General features: G+C 28.1%; 12 protein-coding genes. 9 read left to right on the forward strand and 3 right to left on the reverse strand.

Annotated elements, in window-relative coordinates:
- Positions 1-308: 308 nt before the first annotated feature.
- The 3 genes from LLF98_RS05230 (at position 309) to LLF98_RS05240 (ending at position 3,327) form a co-directional block, all read left to right on the forward strand.
- A complete protein-coding gene (locus tag LLF98_RS05230) occupies positions 309-1,550 on the forward strand; it encodes a pitrilysin family protein (protein ID WP_291701562.1) in 1,242 nt (413 codons plus the stop codon).
- 38 nt (positions 1,551-1,588) lie between these two features.
- A complete protein-coding gene (recX, locus tag LLF98_RS05235; protein WP_291701564.1) occupies positions 1,589-2,224 on the forward strand; it encodes a recombination regulator RecX in 636 nt (211 codons plus the stop codon).
- A 374-nt stretch (positions 2,225-2,598) separates the two neighbouring features.
- The gene (locus LLF98_RS05240; protein ID WP_291701567.1) at positions 2,599-3,327 is read left to right on the forward strand and encodes a transglutaminase-like domain-containing protein; all 729 of its coding nucleotides are present in this window, start codon (positions 2,599-2,601) and stop codon (positions 3,325-3,327) included.
- A 59-nt stretch (positions 3,328-3,386) separates the two neighbouring features.
- On the opposite strand, the gene LLF98_RS05245 is transcribed toward LLF98_RS05240, so the two are convergent.
- Positions 3,387-3,746 carry a hypothetical protein gene (locus LLF98_RS05245; RefSeq protein ID WP_291701568.1) on the reverse strand — a complete coding sequence of 120 codons (360 nt, stop codon included), beginning with the start codon at positions 3,744-3,746 and terminating at the stop codon, positions 3,387-3,389.
- A gap of 159 nt (positions 3,747-3,905) precedes the next feature.
- Here LLF98_RS05245 and LLF98_RS05250 point away from each other — a divergent pair, with 159 nt between their 5' ends.
- The 4 genes from LLF98_RS05250 to LLF98_RS05265 all read left to right on the forward strand — a co-directional run bounded on the left by LLF98_RS05250 (position 3,906) and on the right by LLF98_RS05265 (position 12,203).
- The gene (locus LLF98_RS05250) at positions 3,906-8,210 is read left to right on the forward strand and encodes a 2-hydroxyacyl-CoA dehydratase (RefSeq protein WP_291701570.1); all 4,305 of its coding nucleotides are present in this window, start codon (positions 3,906-3,908) and stop codon (positions 8,208-8,210) included.
- A gap of 228 nt (positions 8,211-8,438) precedes the next feature.
- The gene (locus tag LLF98_RS05255; RefSeq protein ID WP_291701572.1) at positions 8,439-9,479 is read left to right on the forward strand and encodes a phosphodiester glycosidase family protein; all 1,041 of its coding nucleotides are present in this window, start codon (positions 8,439-8,441) and stop codon (positions 9,477-9,479) included.
- Between the two features lie 101 nt (positions 9,480-9,580).
- Positions 9,581-10,645 (forward strand): hypothetical protein, encoded by a 1,065-nt coding sequence (locus LLF98_RS05260; RefSeq protein WP_291701574.1) that lies wholly within the window; start codon positions 9,581-9,583, stop codon positions 10,643-10,645.
- A gap of 484 nt (positions 10,646-11,129) precedes the next feature.
- Positions 11,130-12,203 carry a transglutaminase domain-containing protein gene (locus tag LLF98_RS05265; protein WP_291701576.1) on the forward strand — a complete coding sequence of 358 codons (1,074 nt, stop codon included), beginning with the start codon at positions 11,130-11,132 and terminating at the stop codon, positions 12,201-12,203.
- A 338-nt stretch (positions 12,204-12,541) separates the two neighbouring features.
- Here the strand turns inward: LLF98_RS05265 and LLF98_RS05270 are convergent, their stop codons facing one another.
- Positions 12,542-13,723 (reverse strand): AI-2E family transporter, encoded by a 1,182-nt coding sequence (locus tag LLF98_RS05270; RefSeq protein WP_291701577.1) that lies wholly within the window; start codon positions 13,721-13,723, stop codon positions 12,542-12,544.
- Between the two features lie 343 nt (positions 13,724-14,066).
- Here LLF98_RS05270 and LLF98_RS05275 point away from each other — a divergent pair, with 343 nt between their 5' ends.
- Complete coding sequence (locus LLF98_RS05275; protein ID WP_291701580.1) at positions 14,067-14,651, forward strand: hypothetical protein; 585 nt, start codon at positions 14,067-14,069, stop codon at positions 14,649-14,651.
- 122 nt (positions 14,652-14,773) lie between these two features.
- Here LLF98_RS05275 and LLF98_RS15400 read toward each other — a convergent pair whose 3' ends face one another.
- Positions 14,774-14,992, reverse strand: a complete 219-nt coding sequence (locus LLF98_RS15400; RefSeq protein WP_366512071.1) for a hypothetical protein — start codon at positions 14,990-14,992, stop codon at positions 14,774-14,776.
- Between the two features lie 119 nt (positions 14,993-15,111).
- On the opposite strand from LLF98_RS15400, the gene LLF98_RS05280 reads away from it, so the two are divergent.
- Positions 15,112-15,666: a cell wall-binding protein gene (locus LLF98_RS05280; protein WP_291701582.1), complete on the forward strand. Its 555-nt coding sequence runs from the start codon at positions 15,112-15,114 to the stop codon at positions 15,664-15,666.
- The last annotated feature ends 297 nt before the right edge of the window (positions 15,667-15,963 follow it).

A 15,963-nucleotide genomic window follows, 5' to 3' on the forward strand; every position in this document is an offset into this window, starting at 1 on the left:
TAGTTATATTAATTAAATTATAATATAATATTGTTAATATCAATATAATTTTCTTTAACTATATTTTATTAATTATGACTTTAAAACTATAAAGTATACTTTTGATAAGGTATAATATGACTAGGTTTTATTTTAGATTGAAGAAATAGTAGGAATATAGTTTTAGATTATGATATGATTATGGGAGGTAAATTTAATGATAGAGGTTATAATACAATTGAATTTTACCAAGATATATTAATAAGTATAAATTGAGCATATTAGTTATCAATAACAAAAAATCAGATATACAATTAGGAGAATAATAAATGATAAAATTAAACTTTGATGTAAAAAGGCATACTTTAGCAAACGGGTTAGAAGTAATAACCATAAATAAAGATACTCAGATTGCAGCTATAAATATTGGAATTAAAGTAGGGTCATTATATGAGAATATGCAAGAAAAAGGAATAAGTCATTTTATTGAACATACATTATTTAAAGGAACTACAACTAGAAGCGACGAAGAGTTAAATGAAGAATTAGAAGCTTTGGGTGGAGAATATAATGCTTATACAGATTATGATGCAACTGTATATACAATTAGTTGTTTGATGGAAGAATTAAAGAATGCGGTAGAACTTTTAGGGGATATGGTTATAAATCCAAAGTTTGATAAGGATGAAATAGAGAAAGAAAGAGGAGTAATTTTATCAGAAATAAGGATGAGTAAGGATGATATAGAAGATTTTAGTTTTAAGAATATAAATAGAATTGCATTTACAAATAGTGCTCTTAAATATGAAGTAACTGGATTTGAAGAGAATGTTTCAAAATTTACTAGAGAAGAAATATTAGCTTACTATACCAAGCACTATACTCCAAAAAATTCACTTATAACTATGGTATCATCTTTAAATCATGAAGACGCAATAAAATTGGTAGAAGGTCAATTTAAAGAGTGGAAAGGTGAAAAACCTGAGGCTATAGATATTATAAAGGAAAGAAATAAGGAAGTAATGGAAATAAGTTATAAAAAGGATATTGAACAAAGTACTATAGTATATTTATATACTTTTGATGAATTGGAAAAATCCGATGAACTTCCTCTCAGAATTTTAAATCATAGACTTGGAGAAAGTTCAAATTCATTACTATTTAGAGAAATTAGAGAAAATAGAGGATTAGCTTATGATATTTATACTCATCTTGAAATAACAAATAACATAAAAACTCTTTATATATACACTGCAGTTGGGGAAGAAAATATAGCTGAAGCCAAGGACGCAATTGACGAGACTTTGAAGAAATTAGTTGATGGAAAAATTAAAATTGTAGATAAGGATTTAAATATAATGAAGAAGGTTCATAAGACAGCAGTAATAGCAACTTTAGAGGATTCTTCAGAATTATGTAATTATATGCTTCATCAAGCTCTAGAAGATGAAGATATATTTGAATTTGTTAAGGATATGGAAAGATTGAATAACGTAGATACAATAAAAATCAATGAAGTAGGTAAAAAAGTCTTAAAAAGTCCAACAATTCATATACTAAAATCTAATTAAGGAATGTAAATTATAAGTAAAGGTGAAAATACGAAATTATGGCAAAAATAACTAAAATAGAAATTCAAAAGAGAAATAAAGAAAGAGTTAATTTATTTTTAGATGGTGAATATGCTTTTTCTCTTTCTGCAGAGTTGGTTTATAAAGAAGGACTTAAGACAAATGATGAAATAGATTCGGAAAAGCTTAAAATTTTAGTAGAACATGAAAATTTAATAAGATGCAAGAATTCTGCTTTAAGAATTATTGAAAAAAGCTATAAAACTGAAAAAGAGGTAAGAGATAAGCTAATACTAAAAGGGTATGAAGATAACTCTATAAACAAGAGTATTGAATTTCTTAAAGAATATAATTTTATAAATGATAGTAATTATACAAAAGCATTTATACATGACAAATTAAATTCCCAAGGAAGTCAGAAAATTAAGTATAAGCTAATTCAAAAGGGCATATCAAAAGAGATTATAGCTGAAGAATTGTCTAATTTAGATAAGGGAAATGAAAAAAATGTTGCATTTAATATAGCAAAGAAAAAGCTTGATATCATAAAAAAGAAGGAAAATGATAATTATAAAGTTTCAGGAAAGCTATATAGATACTTAATATCTAAAGGGTATGGATATGATGTTACAAATGAAATTGTTAAGGAAATTATGTCATTGGATGAATTTTAATAGCAACATGTGTAAATATTAACTTACAATAATGTTATAAGTTTTGATATAATTATGAGGTATAGTTCAAATATGGTCAGGCTATCATTTTTAATACTGATATTTTGCTATATTGGTCAGTAACATTAATATGATATTTTATAAAATTTTGAACTACACCAATTATAATATAAAGTGAAATTTTTAAGGCGGAATTTTATATTTCAACTGAATTTAGTTGAACTTATACCCTCAAGGGGCTTAGTCTAGGGCAGTGCGATTCTTAGCACTCATTTAAAGAGATGGAGAATTAGAACCGCTAGATATCAGACTAGGTACTACTTGAGGGTATAAATTAAAATAGAGTAAGGATATTATTTATGGAGGAAAAAATCATGAAGGAAAATAAATCTTTGCTGGTGATTTCTGGAATTGCTTCGGGGCTTATTCAAATAAGTATAATTATTGGAATGTTAGTATTACCAAGTACAATATTTAATTCTACATCTATTAATTCATTTTTAGAAAATGCACTTAAACAAGAATATTCGTCTAATAAAGATAGTTTAGATAGCAAAAATAGTATTAGTGTTTTTTTAAAGAATAAACAATTAAGTAAAAGTGCATCTTCTAAAGAAATTATTATTTATAATGGAATTACTATAGATAGGGGAATAAAATCAAATGAAAATATTAATAACAAAGCAGTTGAATTAACGGAAAAGGCTACAAGTGATAGAGAAAGAGCTAAAATTTTATATACTTGGATTGGAAGTAATATAAAGTATGACAATGATAAAGCCGAGAAGGTATTAAATGGAAGTGACATCAGCAAAATGCCAGACGGTGGTGCTATATGTGCTTTTGAAAATAAGTCAGGTATATGCTTTGATAAGGCATGTCTTTATGTAGCTATGTCAAGGGCTATAAATCTTAAAGTAAGATTAATAGGTGGGCAGGCATTTGATGGTGAACAGTATGTAGGTCATGCTTGGAATCAAGTTTATTTAAGTGACGAAAATATGTGGATAAATGTAGACTCAACTTTTTATGATGGAGGAAATTATTTTGATTCCAATCTTTTTAATAATCATAATGTAGAAGAAATTGCTGGAGAATGGTAGTAAACCAATGTTGTAATATAGTTTAGAATTTTTTTAAAAAGGATATTATTAGCTAAATATTAAATTATTTTTTTATGAAGCTTTGAAATAATAAGATTAATAGCTTTTTCGCAGTCTTGGTCATTAGGATCTATGGACCAAGCTAGATTAAAAAGACGCAAAGCTGTATTAAGGCATTCCTTCATAACATAACAATAACCAAGATTAAAAAAATATTTACTTTCACGTTTAATAGAAATTGCTTTATTTAGCATTTCTATTGCATTATCAAAATTTTTTAATTTAATAAAGCAAACACCACAATTATAATAGGAGCAGGCTTCATTTGAATTTTGAGATGCAGATTTTTTATAACAATCAATAGCTTTTTCATAATCTTGTATATTATAAAATTTATTTCCTTCGTTAAAATAATTCATTTGTGACCTCCAAAAATAAAATTGTAAATATTACTTTAAATACGTTATAATTATAGACAATACTTTAAATAACTATACATATGCACTTACTATTAATAAATTTAAATTGTGAACACAGCATAATGTGTATTAAAAAACATAGAAGGTGATTAATAAAGTATGATAAATTATAAAATTGGTTTAGATATAGGATCAACAACAGTAAAATTAGCAGTTCTTAATGATGAGAACATTTTAATATATAGTAAATATCAAAGGCATTTTTCAGATATAAGAAGCACAATTATAGATTTAATAAATGAATGTTATGATGTTTTAGGTGATATTAATTGCAAGATTAGTATAACTGGTTCAGGTGGAATGTCAGTATCTAAATGGCTTAATATTGATTTTGTGCAAGAGGTAATTGCATGTTCCAAAACAGTCGAAACACTTATTCCACAAACTGATGTTGTAATAGAACTTGGTGGGGAAGATGCTAAAATAACATATTTTAAGGGCGGAATAGAGCAAAGAATGAATGGGAGCTGTGCAGGGGGAACTGGAGCTTTTGTTGATCAAATGGCAGTATTATTAAATACAGATGCATTGGGATTAAATGAATATGCAAAAGAATATAAGGTATTATATCCTATAGCGTCAAGATGTGGAGTTTTTGCTAAGACAGATGTACAACCATTAATAAATGAAGGTGCTAAAAAGAGTGATATAGCTGCATCCATATTTCAAGCTGTAGTAAACCAAACAATAGGAGGTCTTGCGTGTGGTAAACCTATAAGAGGTAATGTAGCTTTTCTTGGTGGACCATTATTCTTTTTATCCGAACTTAGACAAAGGTTTATAGAAACATTGAATTTGGAGGAAGAACAAATAATTGCGCCAGAAAATTCACAACTTTTTGTTGCTATAGGGGCGGCACTTTTATCACAAAAACAAAAAGTAACATCTTTAAAAAAGGTAGTAGATAAAATTTCAGATATCTCTAATATAAAGGATGATACTGAGCCAAGACTTGAACCTTTATTTAATGATGAAGAAGATTATAAAAAATTTAAAGATAGACATAATAAAAATGTATTAAAAAGAGCTGAGTTTAAAAGTTATGAGGGACAAGCATACTTAGGTATAGATGCAGGCTCAACAACAACTAAGGTTGCACTAATAAGCGAAAATTCAGAACTTTTATATTCTTACTATGGAAGTAATGAAGGAAATCCATTAAATAAAGTTGTAGATATCATGAAGGATTTGTATGAAAAGCTTCCTGAAACTGTAGAAATAGTAAATTCGACAGTTACAGGTTATGGAGAAGCTTTAATTAAAGCAGCTTTACATATAGATATTGGAGAAATTGAAACAATCGCACATTATAAAGCCGCAAATCACTTTTTGCCAGGAGTAGACTTCATTTTAGATATAGGTGGACAAGATATGAAGTGTCTAAAAATTAAAAATGGAGCAATAGATAGTATACTCTTAAATGAAGCTTGTTCATCAGGCTGTGGATCATTTATTGAAAGCTTTGCTAAATCGCTAGATATGAAAATTGAAGATTTTGCAAAGGAAGCATTATTTTCAAAAGCGCCAGTAGACCTTGGATCTAGATGTACAGTGTTTATGAATTCTAGAGTCAAGCAATCTCAAAAAGAGGGTGCAGAAATTGCAGATATTTCAGCAGGACTTTCATATTCTGTTATAAAAAATGCTTTGTTTAAGGTAATAAAACTAAGAGATGAAAAAGACATAGGTGAAAAAGTAATAGTACAGGGTGGAACTTTTTATAATGAAGCTGTACTTAGAAGTTTTGAGCTTATTTCAGGGAGAGAAACTGTAAGGCCAGATATATCAGGACTTATGGGTGCATTTGGATGTGCACTTATTGCAAAGGAAAGACATGTTGAAGGAATTAAGTCAAGTTTACTACCTAGAAATAGAATAGATGAATTTAAAATGACATCATCTTTTGGAAGATGTGGGAAATGTGGAAACAACTGTTTGCTTACTATAAATAAATTTTCCACAGATGAAGAGTTTATATCAGGGAATAGATGCGAAAGAGGACTAGGTATAAACAAGTCTAAGGAAGATAAGTTGCCAAATTTATATGATTATAAATATAAGAGAACCTTTAATTATAAGCCTCTTAAAGAAGAAGAAGCAAAGCGTGGAGTAATTGGAATTCCAAGAGTTCTTAATATGTATGAAAATTATCCGTTTTGGTTTACTTTTTTAACTAGTTTAGGCTTTAGTGTTAAGCTATCAGCAGCCTCAAGCAAAAAGATATATGAACTTGGAATAGAAACAATTCCATCAGAATCAGCATGTTATCCAGCAAAATTAGCACACGGTCATGTTATGAACTTAATTAATAGGGGAATTAAGAATATATTTTATCCTTGTATTTCCTATGAAAAAAATGAATTTAAGGATGCTCAAAACCATTATAATTGTCCTATGGTAACTTCTTATCCAGAAGTTATTAAAAATAATATGGATGGGTTAAAACTTAATGATATTAACTTTATAGAACCATTTTTATCTTTAGACAATGAAAAAGAGCTTGCTAAAAGAATAGTACAAGAGTTTAAGATGTTTAATGTAACTTTAAAGGAAGCAAAAGCAGCAGTAGAAGCAGCAGGCTTAGAAAGAGAAGCTTATAAAAAAGATATACAAAACAAAGGTGAAGAAGTCATAGATTATTTAAGAAAAAATAATAAAAAAGGAATAGTATTAAGTGGAAGACCATATCATATAGATCCAGAAATAAATCATGGTATTCCTGATATTATAAATTCTTTTGATATGGCAGTATTAACAGAGGATAGTGTATCTCATTTAGGAATACTTAAAGACAAGTTAAGAGTTGTAGATCAATGGATGTATCATTCAAGATTGTATAGAGCAGCAGCCTTTGTAGCAGATGAGCCTTGTGTTGATATAATTCAATTAAATTCTTTTGGATGTGGACTAGATGCTGTTACTACAGATCAAGTTTCTGAAATTATTTCATCAAAAGGAAAGATATATACAGTACTTAAGATAGATGAAGGAAATAATTTAGGGGCAGCTAAAATAAGAATAAGATCATTAAAAGCTGCAATGGGTGAAAGAGAAAGAAAGAATTATAAACCTATTGAAGAAAAGATAATATATAAAAACCCAATATTTACACCTGAAATGAGAAAAAAACATACAATTTTATGTCCTCAAATGTCTCCAATACATTTTGATTTAATAGAAACAGCTGTAAGGGAAGCAGGATATAATTTAGAAGTCTTACCGGCAATGGATATGAAGGCAGTTGATGAAGGTTTAAAATATGTTAATAATGATGCTTGTTATCCTTCAATAATAGTAATTGGGCAAATCATTCAAGCACTTAAGTCAGGAAAATATGATGTGAACAACACTTCAGTTATAATATCTCAGACAGGTGGAGGATGCAGAGCTACCAATTACATTGGATTTTTAAAAATGGCATTAAAACACGCTGGATTTGAAAATGTACCGGTTATATCTGCAAATGTAGTAGGACTTGATCAGCAGCCAGGCTTTAAGATAACATTAAAACTACTTCATAGAGCAATTATGGCATTAGTTTATGGTGATTTATTTATGAAAGTTTTATATAGGACAAGACCTTATGAAAAAATTAAAGGGTCAGCAAATGAACTTCATAAAAAATGGAACGAAAGAGCTAAATCAAATTTAATTAATGGGAGTAAAAGAGAGTTTAATAAAAATATAAAAGAAATAATTAATGAGTTTGATAATTTGCCATTGTTAAATATTAGAAAACCTAAGGTTGGAGTTGTTGGAGAAATATTAGTTAAATTCCATCCAACAGCTAATAATGATATAGTAGTAATTTTAGAAAATGAAGGAGCGGAAGCAGTAGTTCCAGATCTTTTAGGTTTCTTCTTTTATTCAGCGCTTGATGCAGAATTTCAAGCTAAATTTCTTGCAGGAAGCAAAAGGGAAAATAATTTAAGCAATATGGCAATTTTATATATGGAAACTTATAGAAAAACCATGAAAAGGTATTTAGAAAAGAGTAATAGATTTTCTAAGCCTAGACATATAAGAGAATTAGCGAATATGGCATCACCTATACTTTCTCTTGGAAATCAAACTGGAGAAGGATGGTTTTTAACAGCTGAAATGATCGAACTTATAGAAAGTGGTGCAACCAATATAGCTTGTCTTCAACCTTTTGCATGTTTACCTAATCATGTAACTGGAAAAGGAATGATAAAGACTTTAAAGGAGAGATATCCAAGCTCAAATATAGTAGCTATAGATTATGATCCAGGTGCATCAAATGTAAATCAAATGAATAGAATAAAGCTTATGCTATCAGTAGCGTTTAGAAATTTAGAAGAAGAAACTACAATTCATAAGAAACGACAAGAAAGTATAGAAAAACAACAGTTTAATAATGAAATAAGTCTAACCTTACATTAAAAATTTATATGAGAATAATCAAATATAGTTATTGTTAATAGAAGTAGAAGGAACAATAGTTCCTTCTACTTCTATGTCTATTTTATATGACTTTAGAAAAGAGTTAATAACCTTATTGCCAAATGGTATCTGGAAGTGTAAATTATACTTAGAGAACATAGTCTAAGAGAATAGTTAACAACGCTAGATATGGTAAGAAATTTGAGATATGCAATTTGGAGGTAATAGATGGAAACTAAAAGTAGTCAGGGGACAACGGGAAAACCAAAAAATAAGAAATTTAAGCCGCTAGTATTTTTGATAGGGATAGTATATATAGTTGTTTTTTTAGGGATTACAACTCCTTTACTGTTACTTTTTGGACCGTATGGAAATACAAGAAAAGTATTTGTATCAACTGTACTTGGAACAAGACATGCATACTTAATAACTGATTTTATTTCTCAAGAAACTATAAATGAAATTTTAGGAGTAAAGAAGGAAGAAGAGCCAAAAGAACAAATTACTAAAAATATTGCTGCTGATCTTGATAAAATAAGGGTTAAATATACAAGTGGAAATGATATAAGTAGATATGATATTCATACAGATAGATATACTGGTTATGTGTTAGAAATAAAGAACCCATTGGGTGTTAAGGTTGCAATGACTAAATATATAGGTAAAATAGGGCAGAAAACAAGTGAAATGGCAGAAGAACATAATGCTATTGCAGCTATTAATGGGGGAGCATTTGTAGATGAGTCTTCCGATGGAACACTTTATGCAGGAACTGGAGCAGAGCCAGGCGGATTTGTAATTTCAGGAGGAAATGTCATATATCCGAAAAATAATAGCATGAAGAAAAATAATGTTGAAAATGTTATTGCTTTTACAAAAGGAGGACAACTTATAGTTGGAGATCATACTCTTGTAGAATTGAAAAAATTAAATGTGCAAGAAGCAATGTGTTTTAGAAGACCTAATATTATTATTAATGGAGAGGCACAGGTAAAGGATAAAATGGCAGATGGACTTAATCCTAGGACTGCAGTTGGACAGAAGGAAGATGGAACAGTAATATTTTTAGTTATTGATGGTAGAAAAATCACATCTCCTGGAGCAAGTTTATATGATGTACAACAAATAATGCTCGAAAGGGGAGCTATTAATGCAGGAGCTCTTGATGGAGGATATTCATCGACAATGTATTATAAAGGTGATGTAATAAATTCTCCTAATGCATGGGATGGAGAAAGATCTGTTGCCACAGCATTTTATGTTGAATAGGGCAGTAAATGAGAAGATAACTTCTTTCTAAAACTTATGCATCTGAAAGAAAAAACTGCCTAAGGATGTAACGTATATTTTGTGTAGGAGAGGATTAATTAATGAAAAACCTGGTGAGAATATTAGTATGGACTCTTATAGCATTAGTAATTCAGCAAAGCATATTTCTATATGTAGAAAATGTATATTTAGCCTCAGATGTAAAAATAGAAGCAGAAAAAGTTGAGGAAAAAGAAACTCTCCAAAAGAAAAATCTAAATGAAATTGATATAAAAGATGGAATAAGTGATGTTTCATTATCATCAGATGGAAGATTTGTTGCTTATTTAGAAAATAATAAGCTTAAAGTATTGGATAGTAATGATAATAGTGAAAAGGAATTTAAAAGTGATAATGATGGAGAATTGGTATTTTATAAGTGGTTAACAAATGAAAATAGTATGATTGCTATTCAAAAAGTACAGAAAAATGGGGAATTTTATTTTGAACCACTATCCTTTAATGCTAGAAAAGGAGAAACAAGACAACTTGCAGATTTTAATTTAAACGAAGTAAGAATAAATATAGAAAATAAAAACGATAAAATTGATAATGTTGTATTTTCAACTGCAACCCATAGTCTTTATATAAAGATTCAAAAGAAAGCTGGAAAAAGTGATCTATATTATGCAAATGTAATGAATCAATTAGCAGAAGTTAGGTCAAATAGAGATATAGGGAATATTGTAGTTCCAACTACAAGTACAAATGCAGTAATGGAAATGGGAGAAGGTGCAACCATATTAAACAGTTCAGAAAACATAGAAATACCTAATGTTCAAATTACAAAAGTATTAGGTACTGATATTAATGACAATGTATATTTTGGCGAAGAAATAAATGATAAAATTACTAAAATATATTATACAGTGTTAAGTGATAAAAATCTTCAATGGCATACACTAACACTAACAAAGCCAGTAGATAAAGAAGATATAATAGTAGATTATGGCGGCAAAGTTTATGTAAATGATAAACCTGCAGGGAGTGTTTTAGAGCTTACTACTAAAAAGACAATTAAATATGAAGGACAACTAGTACAATCATATTCTAAAGGGTTTATTTCTAGAAATGGTAATAAATTAATAAAGAATGAAATAGAAGAAAATAAAATATCTATCCGGTAATTATAAATGTATTTAAAATAGACTAACAAAAATTAAAACAAAAGGGGAGGGCTGGAGGTTCATCTAGAATAAGACTATAAAATAATACATAAATAAGATATAAGAAATTTCACAAAATTAAAATTTTGCCAAGGTATTAAATATAAGGAAACCTCAAAAGCTAGATCCTTATGAAGAAAAGTTAAAATTCAAACCTGAATGGGTTGACATAGGTTATGTATTAATTTCCATGATGCTATTAAAGAAAGTTACAAGTTCTAGTACTGTCACTTTTACAAATTATAATAAAATAGCTACAGAAAAAAATATTATGGTATAATAAGAATAATAAATATGATCTGGTGATAATTTGAGGATTTTAATAAAGTATTTTTGGCTTATTGTCTTGAAGGGAAGGTGAATAGCTAGTTTTTGATTAAAATAATTATTAAAAATTTAAAAGGTATATAATGAGAATTTAGATAAGGGAAGAAGGTGTTTACTGATGAAGAAATTTATTAAAAATTTATTATTAGGATTAATAATAATATCAGCGCTAGGAGTACAGCCTGTATTTGCAACAGATTATGATTTAAATACTTCTGTATATAATCATTTAGAAAATTGGGATACAGAATTTGAAATTAATTACTATAGCTCTGACGCATTAGATGTCGTAAAAGATATTGCGAAAAAAGATGATTATTTAACTAGATCGTTAAGGAGATTAGAATATAACAGAGTGGGACATAGAGCAACAGTAAAAGTTACTTATTTAACAACTAAGGAGCAAGAAGAATATATAAATAAAGAATTAACCCAAATAGTCAATTCTATAATTACAAATAGCATGAGCGATTTTGAGAAAATCAAAACAATAAATAAGTATATAGTTGATAGATATGAATATGATGATAGCCTTGTATCTAATAATGTATATTCTGCATTAACAACAGGGAAGACTATATGTCAAGGTTATGCAATGACTGCTTATAAAATGCTTAATTTAGCAGGTATAGAAAATAAAATTATTGTTGGGGATTTAGATGGAGTTCCCCATGGGTGGAATTTAGTTAAGCTTAATGGTAATTGGTATCAACTAGATGTTACTAATAATGATGTGGCAAATGATAGATATTTTCTTAAAAATGATGACTTATTAAGACATGATGGATTTACTTGGGAAGCTAATGATTATCCAATATGTGATGAAAATTATGATCCAACATCAAATCGCAGTACAACGATATTAAATAATAATACTCAAAATGTAACCCAAAATAAGCAAGAGTCAAATAATTATGGACAAACTTTAAGCGGTTATAAATCAAATGTTGATGGCAATTGGTATTGTAGTAATGGTTCATGGTATTTCTTAAAGAATATAGGTATTTACTCTACAGGATGGAATATAATTGATAATAAGTGGTATTGCTTAGAAAGTAATGGTAAAATGAAAACAGGATGGATATATTATAATCGAAAATGGTATTATTGTTACCCAGTAAGCGGAGATATGGCGACTAATACCATTATTGATGGGTATAGAGTTGATTTAACTGGAGCTTGGATAGCATAAAAATAGAAATATATGTTTTGATAATAAAAAACTATGGAATTAAGTATTATAAGCTTAATTTCATAGTTCTTTTACTATATATACTTTAGCACTATAACGGGTGCAAGGTTCCGTCAACGCCTACTCAAGATAATTCTTTTTCAAATTGAAGTTCTAAGATGTATTCAAAAAATTTACTTTTGTCGATAGTAGTTGTAAAACTATAAAGGAAACTCAACTTGCATTCACTCGCTGAGTAAGTGATTTATACCAAATATTTCTTATAAGGAAGTTAACTCGTATACGCGAGTTAACTAAGTTCGAGAAAGCAAATATAAAATTTGGGCTCTCACTTATACTTAAGAATTATCTTGACTTTTCATATAATTTTCATACCAATTATTAAATAATACTTTAAGAGAAGCGGCAATCGGAACGGCAAGAAGCATTCCTAATAATCCACCTACAGTACCACCAATTAATATTGCCATCATAGTAAATACAGGATGTAAACCAACACTATTTCCCACGATTTTAGGCGCTAGAAGGTTATTGTCAATCTGCTGGACAACTTGCATAGCAAGGATAGCATAAAGTATTTTAATCGGTTGTCCACTAAGCAGTCCCATAATTGCGGCAAGGACAGTAGCAACTAATGGACCTACATAAGGAATCATATTGCATAGACCTCCAATTATACCAATTACAATAGCATATTTTATTCCTACAATTGAAAGAGCAATTGCAGACAAGACACCAACAAAAAATGATTCTAAGAACTGTCCACGTATAAATTTACCAAAAACTTCATTGACAACGTGAACAGTATAATTTATTTTAAGGCCTACCTTACTTTTTCTAAATACTAAATAATAGAGTTTACTGCATAAACTTATAAAATACTCAGAATCACTTAGAAGATATATGCTAATTATTAAGGCAATAAAAAATGTTACAACACTACTACCAATAGACATTATGTAGGATGTCATATTTCCAATATTACTAAAAATATAATTCTGCAAGTAAGTTATACCATCTATAATATATGGTTTCAGTGTGCCTATAAAAGAATTATTTAAACTATCAAGAGCTGCGTTTATGGATACAATAGAGAATGAACTACTATTTAAATTTAATGAAATATACTGAATTATGTTAGTTAGAGTAGTATTGTTTGATAATTGACCGCCAATCATATAATATACTCCACATAGTAATCCTAAAAGGATACCAATAATTAAAAAATATGCATATATTATTGCTATAACACGTCTTGATGATGGATTTTTTACTTTATATAGCTTGTTTCTCTCTAAAAATTTTTCAATAAATCTAGTAACTGGATATAAGAGATAAGAAATTATAATTGCTATTAGTAGTGGTTTAACTAAATTAATTATATAGACTAAAATATTAAAAGCATTATTGAATAAGGTACCTATATTTGAAACAATTAGAAATGCAACATATATTATAACTGCTGTAATAGTTGTATATACTGAATATTTAAGTAATTTTTTATCAAATTCAATTTTCATATAATAGTATTTATCTCCTTAATCTTTACTTATTTATTTCTTTGAAATTTGTATAATTATTTAATAGCTTTATTCATTGATTCTTCCTATAATTTAGCATAAATATTAATATAATTATATCTAATTATTAACATTATAACACATTTTTCATTAGTTAAACTAAAACATAAATCACAATTATACTTTATATGGCGTAGTACAAAAAATATATTTAGGTTATTGATATTACAATATTCAGTCATTAGCTTTTATAAAATTTGAGCTACGCCAAATTATGGTTATATAATATTAATTATTCTAATATATTTAAAATAGTTAATATTATAAAGGACTGTGGTTAAATATGGGAGGAAGTTTTAGCTATCATAAAAATAAAGATAAAAATAAAAATTTAACTTATGATGATTTATATAATCAATCTAGCAGTTTAAAAGAAGAATATGTGTTTGGCATGCCAATTGATGAATTTGATCGATTTAATAAGGATGATGGAAAAATAATATATTCCAAGGAAGAAATAGATAATATATTGAAAGAATGTATAGAAAACATGGTTATAGAAATAGAAAATGCAATTGCCGAAAAGTTCGGAAAATATAATTTTATAGCTACGTATAATAGGTATATTTATGAATGGAATGAAGTATTGTGTAGCATTGAGGTTAATGGAAAGCTAGTAAATGTAAAGCTTACCAATGATTATACATGTGATGATGCTAATAATATAAGTTCAGTTTATATCACATTATTTAGTGATGGGGAAGAAGGCATTTTTACAGAATGTATAGAACGTATTAATCAAGTATATGAATTTATTGGTTCATCTTATGCTTATGTACCTGTAAGTGAAAATGAAATATGCTTTAAAGAGTTAAATAAGGAAAAATTCATAGAATGTATAGTTTCTGAAGTAAGTAGAATAATATGAAATAAATGGATACACTCAATACTTGTTTTAAAGACAAGCAATAACAGAGAAAGTTCTATAATACAAATATTAAATTTGGCTTATAGAATTTTCTAAACAAATCTTACTTTTGAGTTCTCTACTTATAATATTTCTTTATGAGTAAGTTCTGCAATAAGTGAATTTATTATAATGTAAAACTCATGCTTATAAGCATGTTTTACAGATATACTTACTCCTACATCGTGCAATTTGGCAGAAATTCTAAGTGATTTATGTTCTGATTTTAAATATTTTGAATCCAGATTTTTTAAGCATTCAAAAAGTACAGTAGATAAATCACAGATTTTTTCAGCTTGTATAACTTAAATTTATAATTAAAAACACTCAAGAATTAAAAAATTGAATCGATAATTGATAACAAGAATATAATTTTAGACAAAATAATAATTTACATTAAATATTCTAGGAGATGAGAAGGATGAAGAACAATAAATTAAGAATTTTAGCGTTAACAATATTAGTAGTTTTAGCCCAAGGTACTTGCACTTATGCAGCGAGCTCAGATAAGGATACCTATACTAAGGATGAATTAAATAATTTAACACCAGGTTTTGAGTCTACAGATATTGCTAAAAGCAACTACAATGTTAATTCATATACTAATAGTTTTTCAAGTGCACAAACTAAAGATATTAAAACTGATACTAAGATTACGTCAACAACTACTGCAAATAACACATCAGACTCCAGTGTAGGAAATGTTATCGTAAGTACTGCACCAAGCACAGGAATTAATGGTGATTTTTGGGGAAAAACTTCAGCTGGAAAATGGTTATTACTTGAACAAGGTGTCCCAGTGAGTGGATGGAAAATAATAAGAGGAAAATGGTATTACATGGATGCAGATGGAGTAATGCAAACAGGTTGGATAAACTATAATGAATCATGGTATTATTTAAACTCTGGAGGAGATATGGCATATGATACATATATTGATGGTTATTACCTAGACTGGAGCGGAGCTATGCAATAGTATAATGAACTATTAGAATGGAATTATAATGAAAAATTAAATAGTCATAAAGATTTAAAGAGAGTATAAGTACAAGTTACTGAGATATTAGCACAAGTAATACTTACTCTCTTTTTTGTATATTTTTTAGAAGATTAAAATAACAAACAAACTATTGACTTAGAGTGAACTGTAAAGAGTAGATAGTTAAGATAGTACAGCAGAAGGCCTTCTTAGAGCTTGCATTTGACTTATTATGGTTTAATTTACTTTAAGTTAAGGTTTGATATATAATCAAAGAATATTTTATATTTAGAA

This window comes from Clostridium sp. (assembly GCF_021372645.1).
Classification (GTDB): domain Bacteria; phylum Bacillota; class Clostridia; order Clostridiales; family Clostridiaceae; genus Clostridium.

Coding starts and splice junctions, on each gene's coding strand:
- LLF98_RS05230 (WP_291701562.1), top strand. CDS start 309: ATGATAAAATTAAACTTTGATGTAAAAAGGCATACTTTAGCAAACGGG.
- LLF98_RS05240 (WP_291701567.1), top strand. CDS start 2,599: ATGAAGGAAAATAAATCTTTGCTGGTGATTTCTGGAATTGCTTCGGGG.
- LLF98_RS05265 (WP_291701576.1), top strand. CDS start 11,130: ATGAAGAAATTTATTAAAAATTTATTATTAGGATTAATAATAATATCA.
- LLF98_RS05255 (WP_291701572.1), top strand. CDS start 8,439: ATGGAAACTAAAAGTAGTCAGGGGACAACGGGAAAACCAAAAAATAAG.
- recX (WP_291701564.1), top strand. CDS start 1,589: ATGGCAAAAATAACTAAAATAGAAATTCAAAAGAGAAATAAAGAAAGA.
- LLF98_RS05280 (WP_291701582.1), top strand. CDS start 15,112: ATGAAGAACAATAAATTAAGAATTTTAGCGTTAACAATATTAGTAGTT.
- LLF98_RS05245 (WP_291701568.1), bottom strand. CDS start 3,746: ATGAATTATTTTAACGAAGGAAATAAATTTTATAATATACAAGATTAT.
- LLF98_RS05260 (WP_291701574.1), top strand. CDS start 9,581: ATGAAAAACCTGGTGAGAATATTAGTATGGACTCTTATAGCATTAGTA.
- LLF98_RS05250 (WP_291701570.1), top strand. CDS start 3,906: ATGATAAATTATAAAATTGGTTTAGATATAGGATCAACAACAGTAAAA.
- LLF98_RS05275 (WP_291701580.1), top strand. CDS start 14,067: ATGGGAGGAAGTTTTAGCTATCATAAAAATAAAGATAAAAATAAAAAT.
- LLF98_RS05270 (WP_291701577.1), bottom strand. CDS start 13,723: ATGAAAATTGAATTTGATAAAAAATTACTTAAATATTCAGTATATACA.